The organism is Corallococcus macrosporus DSM 14697 (assembly GCF_002305895.1).
GTDB lineage: Bacteria > Myxococcota > Myxococcia > Myxococcales > Myxococcaceae > Myxococcus > Myxococcus macrosporus.
On the sequence record NZ_CP022203.1, the window covers coordinates 1,608,144 to 1,626,228 of the forward strand.

Consider the following 18,085-nt stretch of genomic DNA (forward strand, 5'->3'; position numbering starts at 1 on the left):
GGTCATCCATGCGTGGCAGTGTCATCGGCTCCGGCTCCTTCGGTACCGCCCTGGCGAACGTGCTCGCGGTGAACTGCGAGGAGGTGCGTCTGTGGGGCCGGGAGGCCTCCGTCGTGGAGGCCATCAACGCCCAGCACGAGAACCCCACCTACCTGAAGGGCATCCCCATCTCTGAGCGCGTGCGCGCCACGACGAACCTGGAGGAGGCGCTGGCGGGCTCGGAGCTGGTGGTGCTGGCCACGCCCAGCCACGCCACGCGCGAGGTGGTGGCCAGGGCCCAGGCGTACCTGCCGCGCCACGTCCCCATCGTCACGGTGTCGAAGGGCATCGAGAACGAGACGCTCCTGACGATGACGGAGCTGTTGGAGGACTGCCTGCCGGAGGAGTTCCACCCGTACCTGGCCGTGCTGTCCGGCCCCAGCTTCGCCAAGGAGCTGGCGCGGCGCATGCCCACGGTCGTCACCATCGCCTCCCACTGGGACAAGGTGGCGCTGCGCTGCCAGAAGGCGCTCCAGACGGAGACCTTCCGCAGCTACACGTCCACGGACGTGGTGGGCGTGCAGTACGGCGGCGCGCTGAAGAACGTCATCGCCATCGCCGCGGGCATGGCGGACGGGCTGGGCATGGGCCACAACGCGCGCGCGGCCATCATCACCCGCGGCCTGGCGGAGATTACGCGCCTGGCGGTGCGCAAGGGCGCCAACCCCCTGACGCTCTCCGGCCTGTCCGGCATGGGCGACCTGGTGCTGACGTGCACCGGCGAGCTGAGCCGCAACCGGCACGTGGGCATGGAGCTGGGCAAGGGCCGCAAGCTGCCGGACATCCTCGCGGACATGAAGGAGGTGGCCGAGGGCGTGAAGACGGCTCGCAGCGCCCGGGATTTGGAGCTCAAGACGGGCGTGGAGCTGCCCATCTGCCACCAAGTGTACCTGATTGCCCACGAGGGCAAGAGCGCCCGCTCCGCGGTGGTGGACCTGATGACGCGCCAGCCGAAGTCGGAGCTGGCGGGCGTCTAGTCCAGGCCTTCAGTAGCGGCGCGGCGCGGCGTCCGGCGTGGCGCCGCGGACGCGCCACACGGTGAGCCGCTGGGAGTTGGTGTGGCTCACCACCAGGCCCTCCTGCTGCATCTGCTCCAGCAGGCGGTTCGTCTTGAGCCGGTCCAGGCCCACGGACTTCGCCAGCAAGTCACCCGGCATGCCGCTGATGTTGCGGCGCAGCTCGTTGACGATGGCGCGCTTGAACTCGTTCTTCTGGAGGCCGTCCAAATCTTGCGTGCGCCACGCCTGGAGGACGCCCGCGGCGATGATGACGAGCGTCAGGATTGCCACGATGGGGTAGATGATGTGGCTGTTCTGCTCCAGGAGCTCGATGTACTTCGGAGACAGAGAGGACACAGGCTTGGCGTAGTCGGCCTGGGCCAGCAGCAGGGGTGTGAGGGTGGGAATCGACACGGCCCCCCGACTCTACGGGGAGCCGTGCCTGCCCGGCAACCGCGCGCTCAGACGGCGCCGATGGCCTCGGTGGCGCCCTCGGCGAACAGCGTGGTGTCCGCCTTGGCCAGCAGCGTCGCCAGGCCCTCGCGCGTCGCGGCGCTGATGGCCACGCCGCCCCGGGTGCGCAGCAATGCCTCCACCTCGTCCTGCGGCAGCAGGTCCGCCTTGTTCCACACCATGAGGCGCGGCTTCTCCATCAGGTCCAACGAGTCGAGGATGTTCTCCACCGCCTCCACCTGCTCGTCGCGCGCGGGGTCCGCCGCGTCCACGACGTGGAGCAGCAGGCTGGCGTCGTACAGCTCCTCCAGCGTGGCGCGGAAGGCGGCGACCAGGTCCTTGGGCAAGTCGCGGATGAAGCCCACCGTGTCGGTGATGATGACCTCGCGCTCCTGCGGGAAGCGCAGCCGCCGGCTGGTGGGGTCCAGCGTGGCGAACAGCTTGTTCTCCGCCAGCACCTCGGCGTTGGTGATCGCGTTGAGGAGCGTGGACTTGCCGGCGTTGGTGTAGCCCACAATGGAGATGACGGGCAGCTCGCGCCGGTTGCGCTGGGCGCGGCGCACGCTGCGCTCGCGGCCAATCGCGTCGATGCGCTTCTCCAGGTGGGTAATCCGCTCGCGCACGCGGCGGCGGTCGATTTCCAGCTTCGTCTCACCCGGACCGCGTCCGCCAATGCCGCCCATCAGCCGGCTGAGCGAGTCGTCACTCTGCACCAGGCGTGGCAGGCGGTACTTGAGCTGCGCCAGCTCCACCTGGAGCTTGCCCTCGGCGCTCTGCGCGCGCTGCGCGAAGATGTCGAGGATGAGCTGCGAGCGGTCCAGCACCTTGAGGCTGGTGGCCTCGCCGATGTGCCGGCCCTGGGACGGGGTGAGGTCCTTGTCGAAGATGAGCAGGTCCACCATGGACTGCATGGAGCGCAGGTTGAGCTCCTCCAGCTTGCCGCGGCCAATGAGGTAGCGCGGGTCCGCCTCGCGCTTCACCTGGAGCACCGAGTCGATGACCTCCACGCCCGCGGTGCGCGCCAGCTCCTTCAGCTCCGCCAGGCTGGACTCGGCCAGGGCGCGGTTGCCGTCCAGGCACACCGCCACGAGGATGGCCTTCTCCCGGCCGCCCACCTTGCGGGACGCCGCCTTGCGGTTGAACTCCTCCTCCAGCGCGCCCAGCGTGTCCATCAAATCCGGCTGCGCCACGTGGACGGAGGGCAGCGACTCCACGTTCCAGAACTCGCCGGAGCCGTTCTCCGGGACGAGGTAGGCGTAGTGCAGGACGCCGGGGAGGCCGTCGTGCTCCACGCCAATGGCCGCCACGCAGTCCAGGCGCAGCAGCGCGAGGTCCGTGAGGTCGTCCTTGGTGAGCGGCTCGCTCTTCAGGTGGGTGTGCACCAGGCGGAGGCCACGCAGGCGCACCTGGCCCGCACGGGCGCGGCCGATGTCGGGCAGCTCGAGCTTGTGGGCGTTGCCCACGATGACGTGCTCGATTTCGCCCTTCCGGTTGACGAGCACACCCACCTGCCGGTTCGTCTCACGCGACAGCTCGGTGAGGTGCCGGGCAAGCTCGGGCGATACGATTTCGTGCGGTGGGACGCGCCGACGGAAGGTGTTTCGCAGGCGGTGCTGCTCGCTCGACTTCAGGCCCAGGGTGTTGCCGTAGATTTCCTTCAAACCGTGCTCTCCTGGCGGAGGCATGGGGCCCCCACCGTTTCGGTACGACTTTATGACCGCCGCTGTGGGGAAAACACGCCGGACGCGCGCGTCTTCCAATTCTGACCTACGCTGACGCCCCGTGAGTTGGATTTCCACGGGACGCACCGCCCTGCGCGCCGCCCGGCGGGTGGTGGTGAAAATCGGCACCAACGCGCTGACGAACGCCACCGGGCGCTTCAACCGTCATCACTTCGATGCGCTGGGCCAGGATTTGTTGTGGGCCGCGCAGGGCCGCGAATTGGTGGTGGTGTCCAGCGGGGCCATCGCCCTGGGGGTGGAGCGGCTGGGCCTGCCCTCGCGCCCTCGCGACATCCCAGGCAAGCAGGCGTGCGCGGCGGTGGGACAGAGCCGGCTGATGCAGGCCTACGAAGAGGCCTTCGCCGCGCGCGGGAAGGCGGTGGCCCAGGTGCTGCTCACCCACGAGGACGTGCAGGAGCGCCGCCGCTACCTCAACGTGAAGCACACGCTGGAGCGGCTGCTGACCGCGGGCGTCGTGCCCGTCATCAATGAGAATGACACCGTCTCCGTGGACGAGCTGAAGTTCGGCGACAACGACACGCTGGCGGGCCTGGTGGCGGGCGTGGTGGAGGCGGACGCGCTCGTCCTGCTGTCGGACGTGGAGGGGCTCTACACCGGAGACCCCCGCCGCGACGCGGACGCGGAGCTGCTGGCCACGGTGCTGCAAGTGACGCCCGAGGTGCTGGCGCTGGCCACGGGCACCACCAGCGGGGTGGGGACGGGCGGCATGAGCACCAAGGTGCGGGCCGCTGCGCGCGCGTCCGAGTCCGGCATCCACTGCGTGATTACGTCCGGCGCCGTGCCCGGCCGCCTGCGCGCCGTGCTGGAGGGCGAGGACGTGGGCACCCTCTTCGAGCCCACCGGCAGCCGCCGCAGCGCCCGGGCCGCGTGGATTGCCCACGCCCTGCGCGCACGCGGGACGCTCACGGTGGACGCGGGCGCGCGCGAGGCCATCGTCACCGGCAAGCGCAGCCTGCTGCCCAGCGGCGTGCGCGGCGTGGAGGGGGACTTCGGGCGCGGAGACCCCGTGGACCTGGTGGGCGTGGACGGCGCCGTGTTCGCCCGGGGCCTGGCCGCCTATGACGCCAACGAGCTGCGGCGCATCGCCGGGCGCCACACGGCGGACATCGAGGCGGTGCTGGGCTACCGCTACCTGGACGAGGCGGTGCACCGCGACGACCTGGCGGTGCTGTAGCCGCTCAGATGGACGAGGTGGACGAGGACGCGCCGCTGCTCTCTCCGAGCTGCATCAGCGCGCGGAACTCCGGCGAGTCCACCTTCATCAGCAGCAGGGAGACCTCGAGCTCACCCGGGACGCTGCCGAGCTGGAGCTTGCGCTCCTGGCCGTGGAGCAGCGCCAGCTCGGAGTGCCCCTTGGCCTCGGGGAGCTGCAGGTCGAGCTGGAGCAGGAACGACTTGCCCTCGGCCCTGGGCGTGAGCACCAGCCGGTAGTCGGGCAGGGGGGCGCCGGGGCGGCGGCGCTCGGCGCGGAGGGTGCGGCCCGTCTCGCCCAGCAGCTTGGGCTGGGCCACCAGGCGCCCGTCACGGCGGACCTCGACGGCGAAGTAGAGGGGCTCGGCGCGCACGGGGGCGGGCGCCGCCGTGCTCGTGACACCCACGAACATCGCCAGTCCGGCCACCACATTACGGACGAGGGTGATGCGGCTCATCGTGAGGTCCCTTCGGAGGCGCCGCCCGCCGCGCCGGCCATGCGGCATCCGGACGGGCTTGCCCGTCCACGTCGCTTCCATTTCAACGGAATGACCCAGCCATAACCCAGATCATGCCCTCAGTGCGAGCCCCCCGACCGGGTGGTTGCAGGGCGCAAATGAAGACAAGCGCACGCACAGGTGAATACCTGCTTGTCTGTTCAGTGTCATCCGGCTATCTCGCCGGACGCGGGCGGACGTCTCACCTGTTTCCCACCCACACGTCCACTTCTTGACCCTCCCGGGTCCGCCCGGCATCGTCGCCGACCTTTCCAATGGACCGCACCGAACGCATCCTCGACCTCGTGGCCCTCCTGCTCGACGCGCGCGAGCCCATCTCCTGGGCCGAGCTGCGCGAGCACTTCCCCGCTGACTACGGCGGCTCGGATGATGCCGCCGAGCGCAAGTTCGAGCGCGACAAGGCGGAGCTGGTGGAGCTGGGCTTCCCGCTGACCTACGTCCAGGGCGACGACGAGCGCAGGGACGGCTACATCGTCGACCGGGACGCCTACTACCTGCCGGAGGCGGACCTCTCCAAGGAAGAGCTGGCCGTGCTCTACGCCGCCGGCTCCGCGGCGCTGGCGTCCGGCGCCTTCCCCGGCCGGGACGACCTGGCGCACGCGCTGCGGAAGATTGGCTTCTTCGCGGGCCAGTCGCTGCCCACACCCCGGGTGCGCATGGAGCTGGGCTCCGTGCACGAGGGCCAGGAGAAGGAGGTCTCCGCGCGCCTGGAGCAGCTCTGGGACGCGTGCGCGGCCCGCAAGTGGGTGGATGTGACGTACGCCAGCCCCAAGCAGGCCGGCACCACGCAGCGGCGGGTGGACCCGTATGGCCTGGCCCTGCGGCGCGGCGCCTGGACGCTGGTGGGGTACTGCCACCTGCGCGCCAGCCTGCGCAGCTTCCACGTCCACCGCATCCGCGAATTGAAGGTGAACACGGCGCGCCCGCGCACGCCGGACTTCCAGGTGCCGGCGGACTTCTCGCTGGACTCCCACGTGGCGTACTTCCCGTGGCAGCACCGCTTCCACGAGCAGGTGGAGGTGGTGCTCCACCTGTCGGGCACGCTGGCCTCGCGCGCGGCGAGCCTGCTGCCCGGCGCCGCGCTGGAGCCGGCGGAGGCGGGCGCGGTGCGGGCGCGGCTGCCGGTGACGTTCGTGGACGGCCTGCTGCGCTTCTGCCTGGCGCTGGGGCCGGACTGCCGCGTGGAGGGCCCGGAGCGGGCGCAGGCGCGGCTGCGGGAGATGGCCTCGCGCATCGTGGCGTCCCACGAGGATTCGCAGGACAAGGTGAGCGCATGAGCAACGTCCACGAGCGGCTCCGCCGCCTGCTGTTCCTGGTTCCGTACGTCTCCAAGCACCCGGGCGTCACGGTGGACGCCCTGGCGCGCGCGCTCAACGTCAGCCGCGAGGACCTGCTGGAGGAGCTGGACCTGCTCACCTGCGTGGGCCGGCCGCCCTTCAACCCGGACGACTACATCGACATCTACGTGGACAACGACCGCGTCTACGTGGACCTGGACCAGCGCCTGTTCGCGCCGCCCCGGCTCACCCCGGGCGAGGCCGCGGCGCTGGCCGCGTCGGCGGAGCTGCTCCGGCCGGCCACGGGGGACGCGCTGCAGAGCGCCCTGCAGAAGCTGGAGCGGGTGCTGCCGCCCGCCACCCGCGAGCGCTACCGGGAGATGTACCGGAAGATTGACGCGTCCACGGAGGCGCCCCAGGCCCTGGGGCCGCTCACCCGCGCCATCATCGAGCGGCTGGAGGTGACGTTCGGCTACGCCAGCCCCGGCCGGTCCCCGGAGCCGCGCACCGTGCGCCCCTACGAGCTGCTCAGCCACCGGGGGCAGTGGTACCTGCAGGGTTACTGCCACACCCGGCAGGACGCGCGCCTGTTCCGCCTGGACCGGATGGAGGACATCACCGTCACGGACGTGCCCTTCCAGCCGCCCGCGGACGCCCGGGCGGACGTGCCCAACCCGGCCCGGGGCCTGACGGACGCCTCGGTGCGCGTGCGCTTCTCCCCGGTGGCCGCACCCTATGTGAAGGAGCGCTTCGGCCGGGACGCCCGCCCGCTCGCCGACGGGGGCGTGGAGGTGCTGGTGGCGGGGGACAGCGAGCGGTGGCTGACCCAGTGGGTCCTGTCCTTCGGAGGCGAGGCGCAGGTCATGGAGCCCGCCTCCGCGCGTGCGGCCGTTGCCCGAGCGGCGCGGGCCTCTGTAGGATTGTGACCCCCCATGCCTTTCCAGCTGACGATCTCCGAGGGTAGAGAAGCCGGTAAGGAGTTCGTCTTCGACCAGGACTCCGTTCTCATCGGCCGTTCGACGGATTGCGACGTCGCGCTGTTCGACCCGGGTGTGTCCCGGCGCCACTGCCGCATCTTCCTCGACGGCGACGCCTATTCCGTCGAGGACCAGGGCAGCGCCAACGGCTCGCTCGTCAACGGCAGTCCGGTGAAGACGCAGGTGCTCGAGGACGGCGACAAGCTGACCCTGGGGCCGGTGACGTTCATCTTCGCCATGCTGACGGACGAGCCGGCCACGGGCGAAGAGGAGCTCCCCGCCGGCGCCCAGGAGGGCGACGGCAGCACGCGCATCGTCTCCCTGGACAGCCTGAAGCGGCAGCGCAACAAGGGCGTCGCGCTGGCGCCCGAGGGCGCCGACCAGGACGAGCTGGACGAAATCCGCGAGGGCGCCACCCGCAACAACCTGCAGGCCCTGCGCCCCGTGTCCCAGGGGCAGAGCGGCTCGCGGCCGGCGGCCATCGAGCGCTCGGCGCCCGCGGCGGCGCCCGCGAGGCGGCCGGCCAGCGCGCCTCCGCCGGCTCGGGCCCGTCCGGCGCCGTCCGCTGGCGGCGGTGGCCTGTCCGCGGCCGAGCGCGCGCGCATCCGGCGTGAGTCGCCGGGCATCGTGTCCAGCGCGAAGCTCTTCTGGGCGGACGCCAGCCAGGGCGTGCGCACCGGCATCATCGGCGGCGGCGTGGCCCTGGTGCTCGGGCTGTTCGGCGTCCTGTACTGGCTGGTGTTGAGCGGCGAGGACGGCCAGCCGGTGGGCGAGGAGCCCGCGTGGCTCAGCGGGCAGCCCATCCGCGACGGGTTCGGCCTGGGGCCGGGCGCGACATGGGAGCGCGCGGACATGAAGGTCTTCGAGTGGGAGTACACCGCCGCCACGCGCGCGGTGGTCATCCTCCACTACCAGGCCCAGGGCATCTCCAAGGACGAGGTCGTGGTGAGCGTCAACGGCGTGGACGTGGGCAAGGTTCCGCCCGACACGCTGGCCAGCCAGGACCGCTCCATCGAGCTGATGATTCCGGCCCAGCACCTGAAGAAGGGCGAGCCCAACCGCATCATCTTCGACAACGTGAAGAACCCGCCGGGTGAGGACCCGTGGGTCATCTGGAACATCTGGGTGGAGCGCGCGCTGCTGCCGGACCTGCTTCCCGAGGAGCTGGTGCGCGAGGCCACCGAGTACCACAAGCGGGGCTTGAAGCACTTCCAGACGCCGGACATCGGCGCCCGCAACCGCTACGAGGCCTGGAAGTCCTTCCGCGTGTCGTGGCTGATGCTGGAGGCCCACCCGGAGCCGAAGCCGGACCTCTACTACGACGCCCAGGAGCGCATGAAGGCGGCGCAGCAGGAGCTGGACCGCACCTGCTCCAAGCTGCTGCTGGAGGTGGAGGGCTACTACAACCAGGGCAACTACAAGAGCGCCTCCGCCACCCTGGACCACGTGAAGGAGTACTTCCCGGAGTACGACCAGCCGTGCGCCACCCGCGCGGAGGCCAAGCGCGCCGAGTACGGCCTCTAGGCCGCCTCCTGACGCGCCGGTGTCCGTGAAGTCACGGGCTTGTCCCGTCGGTTTCCGGACACCGGCTGGCACCGGCAGACAGGCTGCGAAGCGGCTCGGGTTGCCGGGTCGCGCGGGCGTCCGCACCGTTGGGAGGCCATGGGTGAACCGGAGGCGTTGACCGAGCAGTCGGGGGAGGCGGACACGGGCGCGCCCACGCCTCCGGGGCCCGTGCCGGAGCATGGGCCGGTGTGGAGCCCGAACGTCTCCGGGCTGCTCCTGTCGCGCTACTACCTGCCTCGCCGCCATCCGGTGATGCAGGGCAACGCGTGCCAGCTCCTGCGCGACGGCGTGGAGGCCTACCCGGCCATGCTGGAGGCCATCCGCGGGGCGCGCCGGTATGTCCGCCTGGAGACGTACATGTTCGTCTCCGACGCGGTGGGTGAGCTGTTCGGCGAGGCGCTGGCGCAGGCCGCCGAGCGCGGCGTGCACGTGAAGGTGCTGTACGACGCGGTGGGCTCCTGGACGAGCCGCCGGAGCTTCTTCGCCGGGCTGCGCGCCCGGGGCGTGGACATCCGCGCCTTCAAGCCCTTCAGCCTGTCACGCGGGCTGCGGCACCTGCTGCGCCGGGACCACCGCAAAATCCTCGTCGTGGACGGCGAGGTGGCCTTCACCGGCGGGGTGAACATCTCCGCGCACTGGGCGCCCGCGGGGGTGGGCGCGGCGTGGCGGGACGACGTGCTGCGCATCGAGGGGCCGGCCGTGCACGAGCTGGAGCGGTGCTTCTCCGCCACGTGGCGGATGATGTTCCAGGGCCGCTTCCACCGGCTGACCCGGCGGCTGGAGCGCCTGCGCCGCCAGCCGTCCCGGCAAGGGGGAGTGGGGCTGGCGGTGTTGTCCAGCCGGCGGAGCATCCACCGGGCCTACCTGCACGCCATCCGCCGGGCCCGGCGCAGCGTGCTGGTGGCCGCCGCCTACTTCATCCCGGACCGGCGCATGGTGATGGCGCTGCGCGAGGCGGCCCGGCGCGGCGTGGAGGTCCACCTGCTGCTCAACGCCCGCAGCGACCACCCCCTCCTGGAGTTCATGGCCCGGGGCTTCTACGAGCGGCTCCTGGGCGCGGGCGTCCGCATCTTCGAGTGGCAGCGCGGCGTGCTGCACGCCAAGACGGCCGTGGTGGACGGGGTGTGGGGCACCATCGGCTCGTTCAACCTGGAGCGCCTCAGCCTGGCCTTCAACCACGAGGTGAACGCCGTCTTCGCCGACCCTCGCTTGGGGCAGCAACTGGAGGACTCCTTCCGCGGCGACTGCGGGGACTGCCGCGAGGTGACGCTGGCCGAGTTCCGCCGCCGGCCCCTGTGGCAGAAGCTGCTGGAGCGAGCCCTGTTGCTGCTTCGCAAAATCATCTGAGCCGCGCCTGCCCGCCCCCCAGCGGGGCGCATGGTTCCGATGAGCGGGGCTGCACTTCCGCGGCCCGAAGCGTCCGCCCTTCAATGCCCAGGAAGGAACCCTTTGCAACGCGTCAAAGGGGGGCCTAGAAGTTGCCGCATCCCGCGCAAGGAAGGACGGCAACACACATGACCGACAGTTTCGGCACGAAGTCCCAGCTCAAGGTGGGGTCTGCCACCTATGACCTCTTCAGCCTGGGCAAGCTGGCCAAATCCCACCCGGCGGTGAACCGCCTGCCGTTCTCCCTGAAGGTCCTGCTGGAGAACCTGCTGCGGCACGAGGACGGCCGCGTGGTGAAGCGCGAGCACGTGGAGAAGATGCTGGCCTGGGACCCCAAGGCCACCCCGGACGTGGAGATCTCCTTCCACCCGGCGCGCGTGCTGCTGCAGGACTTCACGGGCGTGCCCGCTGTGGTGGACCTGGCGGCCATGCGCGAGGCGCTGGCCTCCATGGGCGGCAACCCGGACAAGATCAACCCCCGCAACCCGGCCGACCTGGTCATCGACCACTCGGTGCAGATTGACTCCTTCGCGACGTCCGCCGCGTTCAAGGAGAACGCGGAGCTGGAGTTCGAGCGCAACCGCGAGCGGTACGCGTTCCTCCGCTGGGGCCAGAGCGCGTTCAAGGGCTTTGGCGTGGTGCCGCCGGACATCGGCATCTGCCACCAGGTCAACCTGGAGTTCCTGGCGCACGTGACGTTCCGCCAGGGCAGCACGGTGTACCCGGACACGCTGGTGGGCACCGACAGCCACACCACGATGATCAACGGCCTGGGCGTGGTGGGCTGGGGCGTGGGCGGCATCGAGGCGGAGGCCGCGCTGCTGGGCCAGCCGATTACCATGCTGATTCCGCAGGTGGTGGGCTTCAAGCTCAACGGCAAGCTCCCCGCGGGCGCCACCGCCACGGACCTGGTGCTCACCGTCACGCAGATGCTCCGCAAGAAGGGCGTGGTGGGCAAGTTCGTGGAGTTCTACGGCAGCGGCCTGAAGAACCTGTCCCTGCCGGACCGCGCCACCATCGCCAACATGGCGCCCGAGTACGGCGCCACCATCGGCTTCTTCCCGGTGGACGAGGAGAGCCTCAACTACCTGCGCTTCACCGGCCGCCCGGACGACCTGGTGGCCCTCACGGAGGCCTACGCCAAGGAGCAGGGCCTGTGGCGCCGTGACGACGCCGAGGACCCCGTCTTCAGCGACACGCTGGAGCTGGACCTGTCCACCGTGGTGCCCAGCCTGGCCGGCCCCAAGCGCCCGCAGGACCGCGTGCCCCTGAAGGACATGAAGGCCGGCTACGAGAAGTCGCTGGGGGAGATGCTGTCGGCCGGCAAGGGCAAGGGCGGGGAGGAGGGTGGCAAGGCCGCCGCCGTGCCCCCCGAGCGCCTGGCGCAGACGGTGACGGTGAAGAACGGCCGCCAGAGCTACCAGATGGGCCACGGCGCGGTGGTGATTGCGTCCATCACCTCCTGCACCAACACCTCCAACCCGGCGGTGCTGGTGGGCGCGGGCATCCTGGCGAAGAAGGCCGTGGAGCGCGGCCTCAACCCCAAGCCGTGGGTGAAGACGTCCCTGGCGCCGGGCAGCCGCGTGGTCAGCGAGTACCTGCGCGACGCCGGCCTGCTGCCCTACCTGGAGGCCGTGGGCTTCCACATCGTGGGCTACGGCTGCACCACGTGCATCGGCAACTCCGGCCCGCTGACGGAGCCCGTGGCCAACGCCGTCACGGAAGGGGACCTCGTCGTGGCCGCGGTGCTGTCCGGCAACCGCAACTTCGAGGGCCGCATCAACCCGCACGTGCGCATGAACTACCTGGCCAGCCCGCCGCTGGTGGTGGCCTACGCGCTGGCCGGCGAGGTGGGCACGGACCTGGACAACGAGCCGCTGGGCACCGACCCGAACGGCCGCCCCGTCTTCCTGCGCGACATCTGGCCCACCAACGAGGAGATTCAGGAGGTCATCCGCACCTCCGTGAAGCCGGAGCAGTTCCGCAGCCAGTACGCCAACGCCATGGAGGGCGACGCGCTCTGGCAGCAGCTCCCGGTGGGCAAGGGCGCCACGTTCAAGTGGGACGAGACGTCCACCTACGTGCGCAAGCCGCCCTTCTTCGAGAACCTGCCGGCGGAGCCCAAGGCGACGCAGGACATCAAGGGCGCGCACGTGATGGCGCTGCTGGGTGACTCCGTCACCACGGACCACATCTCGCCCGCCGGCAACATCGCGAAGACGAGCCCCGCGGCCAAGTACCTCATGGCCAACGGCGTGGAGCCCAAGGACTTCAACTCCTACGGCGCGCGCCGCGGCAACCACGAGGTGATGGTGCGCGGCACCTTCGCCAACATCCGCCTGAAGAACCTCCTGGTGCCCGGCGTGGAGGGCGGCGTCACCGTCCACATCCCCACGCGCGAGCGGATGAGCATCTACGACGCCTCCATGAAGTACCAGGCGGAGGGCACGCCGCTGGTGGTGCTGGCCGGCGCCGAGTACGGCACGGGCTCCAGCCGCGACTGGGCGGCCAAGGGCACCATGCTGCTGGGCGTGAAGGCCGTCATCGCCAAGAGCTTCGAGCGCATCCACCGCTCCAACCTGGTGGGCATGGGCGTGCTGCCGCTCCAGTTCGAGGCGGGCCAGGACGCGCAGTCGCTGGGCCTCACCGGCCACGAGACGTTCGACATCACCGGCGTGGCGCAGGACCTGGCGCCGCAGAAGAAGCTCACCGTGAAGGCCACGGGTGAGAGTGGCACCAAGGAGTTCACGGTGGTGTGCCGCATCGACACGCCGAACGAGCTCGACTACTACCGCCACGGCGGCATCCTGCAGTACGTGCTCCGCCAGCTCGCCAAGGGCTAGCGCGGAGAGGAGAACCCGGCGTCCTGCTTTCCTCGGCGGGCGCCGGTAGCACCTCGGCCCGGAGTCGCCCTCGTGGCACTCCGGGCCGTCGTGTCTTCAAGGTTCGCGCAGGCGGGCCCAGGCGGCGCGGTAGCGGGCCAGGCGCTCGGCGTCCTTCGGCGTCACCGCGGCCAGCCGCCGCACGTCCATGTTGTCCTCCAGGTCCGCCAGCTTCACGCGGCGGGCGAGCGGCAGCGGACGCAGCCTTTCGATGAAGGCCTCGTACGTCTCGCCCTCGCGGCGGGTGAGCGCGTCCAGCGCGGCGAGGACGCCTTCCGGGTAGCCCAGCTCGCGCAGGCGCTCGAGCGTGTAGGGCGTGTCCTCCACCACGTCGTGGAGGATGGCGACGGTGCGCTCCTCGTCGGTGTCCAGCCGCATCATCACCCGCAGCGGGTGGAGGATGTACGTCTGGCCGGCCTTGTCGCGCTGGCCGTGGTGCGCGGCCACCGCGAGCGCGATGGCGTCTTCGAGTGCGGGCATGCCCGCCTTCTAACGCCGACGCCCTCCCCACGCGAGCGGGGAGGGCGGGGCGCTTCCGTCACGTCACGGCACGCAGTGGGCGGCATTCTCATGGCGGCAGGCGTGCTGCTCCTGGGTGAGGGGCAGCTCGTACACGTTCTGCAGCACCTCGTTGTTCACCGACACGTCCACGGAGGTGAGCTGGCGCTGCCCGGGCTCCGGAACGACGACGCCGTCTTTCACGCTGCCGGTGGGCGAAATCATCACCACGGTGGCGGGCTCGGGCGGCGGCGACAGCACGGAGCGCTCCTGGAAGCGCGCGTTGTCGAAGGACGCGGCGCAGTTGGGCAGGCCGCTGAGGAAGTCCGCCTGGTAGAAGCGCGCCCGGGCGGCGGTGCTGCTGCACACCTCGCCGTCCTGCGACGGGTAGATGACGTTCCACAGCGTGCAGCTCGCCACCGTGGCCGCGCCGCCCGCCGTCTTGTGGGTGATGTTGTCGGTGTACTCCAGCATCCACCCCGGGCTCTCCGGCGCGGCGCCCGTGTCGGAGCAGGCGCCGGACGCGTCGCAGGTGATGTCCGTCACGTCCACCAGGTCCCCGCTGGTGTCGTTGTCGCTGGTGCGGTCGGACAGGCGGGCCGCGTCGAACTGGCTGGCCGTCAGCGGGCCGTCCGCGGAGACGGAGGTCGCGTCCTCGGCGAACGTCTGCCCGGAGACGCCGTACACGCGCACGCCGTAGAAGCGGTTCTTCCCAATGGCGTTGGTGGTGCGCGTCAGCTCCAGGTCCGCGAAGTTGGGCGCTACGTTGCTCACGTCATGGCAGCGGAAGTTGCCGGCGGCGTCCTTGCCGCACTCCACGCGCGCGGGGCTCATGGAGGTGTAGTCCTGCGGCGCTCCCGGGCAGGTGCGGGCCTCGTAGCGGCTGAAGCGGGCGGACACCACCGTCTGGCCGGGCTCGCCGCAGGCGGGCTGCGACACCGTCCCGCGCGTCAGCGTCGTCTGCGCCAGGCCCCGCTGCGTCCACTGGTGCCGCGCCTGGGTGATGTTCTCCCCGATGCGGTTCACCTGGTAGTCCACCTCCACGTTGCCGCACCCGTAGCGCGCGCAGGCCTGCGGGTTGTCGAAGCGGCAGATGCCGGCCTCGTCGTCCAGCAGCGCGTAGCGGTCTCCGGTGCCCACGAGCGCGCGCATGGCGCCCGTGCCCGGCTGGATGCCGATGGAGGGCACGTAATAGAAGGGCCAGGTGCGCGTCAGGCTGTTGCCCTGGACGCCGTTGGGACCGACGGAGTCCCGGTCCATCTGGAAGGCACGCGCGGCGCTCCAGTTGCGGATGAGGCCCGTGGACGGGTCCAGCGCGCCCGGCACGGACATGCGCGCCACCCAGAGCTGGCCGCGCATGTCGCCGAAGACGGCCGTGTCGAAGAAGCCGTCCTGCTGGACGCTGCCGGCCACGCCGTAGTCCACCAGGGCCACCGGCGCCGCCACGCTGTGCGTGAGGTGCCGGGCGGGGCCGTGCTGCTCCCCGGTGGCGTTCGGGTCGAATTCGAACTTCCACCACAGGTTGTCGTTGCGGCCATTCACCTCGGGGGACCACGCGTCCACCACGTAGATGCCGCGGCCCTTCTCCTGGCCGGGGGACCAGCCGCCCGACAGGGCCACCACCCACCGCTCCTGGGTGTTCACCTCGTAGCGGGACACGCCGCCGGGCGCGGTGCCGGCCTCCACCAGCACGGGGCCAATGGGGGGCGGCTTGGGGCTGAGCGAGAAGAGCGTCTTGCCGAAGAGGGCGGCCTCCGCGGAGTCCGGCTGCGGGTACATCCACTGCATCCGGGGCGCGCCGAAGCGGCCGGTGCCCGCGTCCGCGCGCAGCTCCAGCGCCACGTAGTGCACGCCGCCGCGGCCTTCCGAGAGCACCGCCATCGTGTGGTACTCGGTGGACTGCTTGATGCCGTCCGGCTGCGAGCCGTCCGAGCCGTCCGCCCACACGTCGCGCACCATGATGTCGCCGTCCACGTAGTACTGGTGGCCGTTGGCCATCTCGTGCAGGCGCGACAGCAGGTCGGGCGGGATGAAGGCCCACTCCTCCTGGCCGGTGCTGGGCGTGTACTCAATCATGGGCATGCCGCCCTCGCAGTTGTCACTGCCCGCGGTGCTGTCCCGGAAGGCGTGCAGCATGCCGTCGTTGGCGCCCACCAGCACCAGCTTGTCGCGGCGGCGGTAGCGGTGCAGGTACGCGTCATACGCGTCCACCTCCACGGTGTCGCCGCAGCGGCTGATGTTCTCCGTGGCCAGGGGCGTGGGCGACACGCCGAGCTGCTGGCTGTAGAGCGTGCGCGTGCACTGGTTGCTCATGCCCAGGTTGCACAGGAACTTGTCCATGGGCGGGTCCACCAGCACCGGCGCGGAGTGGAAGATGTCGCCCAGCACGGAGCGGCGCACCTCGGTGCGGTTGCCGTTGCCGTCCTCGTCCGCCAGGTCCTGGCCGCGCACGTACTGGATGAGCGTGCGCACGCAGATGTCGTTCACCCAGTTCTGCGCCTGCGTCATGCCGCTGAAGGTCGGCACCGTGACGCTCATGGCGGCGGCGGCCTGCTGCGGCGTCAGCCCCAGGCCCGTCAGCAGCTTGCCGGGGTCGATCTCCAGCGGGCTCACCGACTCCACCGTGGGACAGACGGGCGTGCCGAGGATGCCGAAGTAGCTCTTCAGCGTCTCGCGGTTCGCCACGGTGAATTCAATGGGCGTCGCCGCGTTGTCCGCGGCGGTGAGGCGCCCGTCCTGGTTGCTGTCCGTCACCGTGTAGATCTTCCGGCTGTCCAGCGACCGGGCCAGCAGCGCGCGGCGCGCCTCCCAGAACTGGTTGGCCGGGGTGCTGCCGCCGTCCTTGACGAAGTTGCCGCTCGTGTCCTCGACGACGATGTCCCCGTCCCGGTCCACGACGAAGATGTCGTCCATGTCGCCGTCGGCGTTCTTGTCCACGCCCTCCACGAACTCGTTGAACTGGTTGAAGCGCCACAAGTCACCCCGCCAGGCGCTGTCTCCGGAGGCGGGGGACATGCGCGGCATCAGCGCGCTGAGCGTGGAGCTGCCCGTCTGGAACGAGGAGATGGCCGCCGCGGCGAACGCGATGTTGCGGTTCTGCACGTCGTCGACGATGGACTGGAGCGCCGTCTTGAGCTGGCTGGAGTTGGTGGCCGCGTAGAAGCGCCCGCCGCCCGCGTCCGCGGTGGTGCGCAGCAGGTTGAGCGCCCGCGTGTTCGTCAGCGCGAAGCCCACGGTGTAGGTGGCCACCTGCTGCGACCCGTCCAGCTCCGGGCGCATGTCGTGGGTCCACATCCACTTGGCGATGCGGTGGATGTGGCTGGAGGTGCCGCCGCTGTTGGCCCCCTGGTTCGCCGCGGTGCAGTTGGCGCAGGGGACGTCCAGGTCGCGCACCTGGGAGGGAATCTGGGAGGAGTCGCTGCTGGGCTCGTTGGGCTCACCGTCGGTGAGCAGAATCATGGCGTTGAAGCCGCAGGTGAAGCAGGTGGCGGCCCGGCCGGGTTCAGCCTCGTCGTCGAAGTCGGAGTCACGCAGGTAGCCGCTGCCGAACCAGCCAGGGAACGGGTCGTCCTCGGAGGAGCGGAAGTAGGTGCTGGCGCCCCACATGACCTGCGTCAGCGGCGTGCCGGTGTTGAACTGCAGGCCCCGGTTCATCTTGAGGAGCAGGTTGTTGCGGTGGTTGTTGCGCTCCGTCTGGTTCAACGACTGGTCGCAGCGGGGCCCGAAGCGCTCGAAGCGCACCACGTCCTGGTTGTTCCACTTCACGGTGTCGGTGGCGTCGCGGCTCGCGGAGAACGTCACCACGCCGAAGCGCGTGCGCTCCGAGTCCTTGAGCACCTGGCTGATGACGTTGACGGCGGAGTGGCCGCGCGGCGAGTAGAAGTTGAGGAAGTTGCCGGAGGCGATGCGCTCGTTTTTCCGGTACTGGAAGTAGCCCTTCGTCGTCAGGCACTGCGCGCACGCGGCGCGCGCGGCGGCCCGGGTGCTGTTGTTGCCCGTGTCCACGATGTTGGCGCAGGCCGTCGCCGCGCTGTCGCTGATGGTGGTGTTGGGCGGCGGCTGGTCGAAGCGGACGGGGTTGTTGCCCATCCCGAAGCTCTCCTGGGTGCCGCTGCCGTTGCCGTCGAAGCGGTAGTAGCTGGTGGGGACGAACCAGGGGGAGTCCTGGTTCGTCAGCGACAGCCACATGCGCGGGTACTCGACGCTGGCGTCGTAGTTCAGCGCGTCGATGTTCTCCTGCCGGCAGCCGGGGGACGCCCCGTTCCGGTTGTCGATGTAGCTGTAATAGTCGTTGTTGCTCCAGGCGATGGGCCAGTACGCCATGGAACCCGACGTGTCCAGGATGAGCAGGATGTTGGGCGGGCCGCTGGGGCTGGTGAAGAAGCGCTCGTCGCTGCCGCGCGCGGGGTTGAGCAGCGCGTCCAGCCGGGAGGTGGACTGGAGGCTGCAGGAGGCCGGGTCCTGCGCGAGCGCGGCGGGGGCCATCAGCAGCGCGGCCAGGGCCGTCAGGGAGGAGAGGAGTGCCTTCATGGGGGGCTCGGGGAAGGGCGAGGTCGGA

Annotated in this window: 12 protein-coding genes; 7 read left to right on the forward strand and 5 right to left on the reverse strand. The window is 70.5% G+C overall.

What is annotated here, in order from left to right:
* Positions 1–8: 8 nt before the first annotated feature.
* Positions 9–1,016, forward strand: a complete 1,008-nt coding sequence (locus MYMAC_RS06770; RefSeq protein ID WP_095957482.1) for an NAD(P)H-dependent glycerol-3-phosphate dehydrogenase — start codon at positions 9–11, stop codon at positions 1,014–1,016.
* 9 nt (positions 1,017–1,025) lie between these two features.
* Here MYMAC_RS06770 and MYMAC_RS06775 read toward each other — a convergent pair whose 3' ends face one another.
* Entirely contained in the window at positions 1,026–1,451 is a 426-nt protein-coding gene (locus tag MYMAC_RS06775; RefSeq protein WP_013935503.1) for a hypothetical protein, read from the reverse strand.
* Positions 1,452–1,498: 47 nt separating this feature from the next.
* On the reverse strand, positions 1,499–3,151 hold the full coding sequence (hflX, locus tag MYMAC_RS06780; RefSeq protein ID WP_013935502.1) for a GTPase HflX: 1,653 nt from the start codon (positions 3,149–3,151) through the stop codon (positions 1,499–1,501).
* Positions 3,152–3,272: 121 nt separating this feature from the next.
* Here hflX and proB point away from each other — a divergent pair, with 121 nt between their 5' ends.
* Entirely contained in the window at positions 3,273–4,406 is a 1,134-nt protein-coding gene (gene proB / locus MYMAC_RS06785; protein ID WP_013935501.1) for a glutamate 5-kinase, read from the forward strand.
* A 4-nt stretch (positions 4,407–4,410) separates the two neighbouring features.
* On the opposite strand, the gene MYMAC_RS06790 is transcribed toward proB, so the two are convergent.
* Entirely contained in the window at positions 4,411–4,881 is a 471-nt protein-coding gene (locus MYMAC_RS06790) for a hypothetical protein (RefSeq protein ID WP_082207308.1), read from the reverse strand.
* 314 nt (positions 4,882–5,195) lie between these two features.
* Between MYMAC_RS06790 and MYMAC_RS06795 the strand changes: the two genes are divergently transcribed.
* From MYMAC_RS06795 to acnA, 5 genes are all read left to right on the forward strand, one after another.
* Positions 5,196–6,218, forward strand: coding sequence for a helix-turn-helix transcriptional regulator (locus MYMAC_RS06795; protein ID WP_013935499.1), 1,023 nt, complete (start codon positions 5,196–5,198; stop codon positions 6,216–6,218).
* Entirely contained in the window at positions 6,215–7,144 is a 930-nt protein-coding gene (locus MYMAC_RS06800) for a helix-turn-helix transcriptional regulator (protein WP_013935498.1), read from the forward strand. Before MYMAC_RS06795 ends, MYMAC_RS06800 begins: the two co-directional genes overlap by 4 nt.
* 6 nt (positions 7,145–7,150) lie before the next feature.
* Entirely contained in the window at positions 7,151–8,719 is a 1,569-nt protein-coding gene (locus MYMAC_RS06805) for an FHA domain-containing protein (protein ID WP_095957483.1), read from the forward strand.
* A 138-nt stretch (positions 8,720–8,857) separates the two neighbouring features.
* Complete coding sequence (locus MYMAC_RS06810) at positions 8,858–10,108, forward strand: phospholipase D-like domain-containing protein (RefSeq protein ID WP_013935495.1); 1,251 nt, start codon at positions 8,858–8,860, stop codon at positions 10,106–10,108.
* Between the two features lie 167 nt (positions 10,109–10,275).
* Positions 10,276–12,990 carry an aconitate hydratase AcnA gene (gene acnA, locus MYMAC_RS06815; protein WP_095957484.1) on the forward strand — a complete coding sequence of 905 codons (2,715 nt, stop codon included), beginning with the start codon at positions 10,276–10,278 and terminating at the stop codon, positions 12,988–12,990.
* Positions 12,991–13,086: 96 nt separating this feature from the next.
* On the opposite strand, the gene MYMAC_RS06820 is transcribed toward acnA, so the two are convergent.
* Both MYMAC_RS06820 and MYMAC_RS06825 read right to left on the reverse strand, forming a co-directional pair.
* Entirely contained in the window at positions 13,087–13,509 is a 423-nt protein-coding gene (locus MYMAC_RS06820) for an HD domain-containing protein (RefSeq protein ID WP_095957485.1), read from the reverse strand.
* A 63-nt stretch (positions 13,510–13,572) separates the two neighbouring features.
* Positions 13,573–18,057 carry a pilus assembly protein gene (locus MYMAC_RS06825; RefSeq protein ID WP_095957486.1) on the reverse strand — a complete coding sequence of 1,495 codons (4,485 nt, stop codon included), beginning with the start codon at positions 18,055–18,057 and terminating at the stop codon, positions 13,573–13,575.
* Positions 18,058–18,085 lie beyond the last annotated feature (28 nt).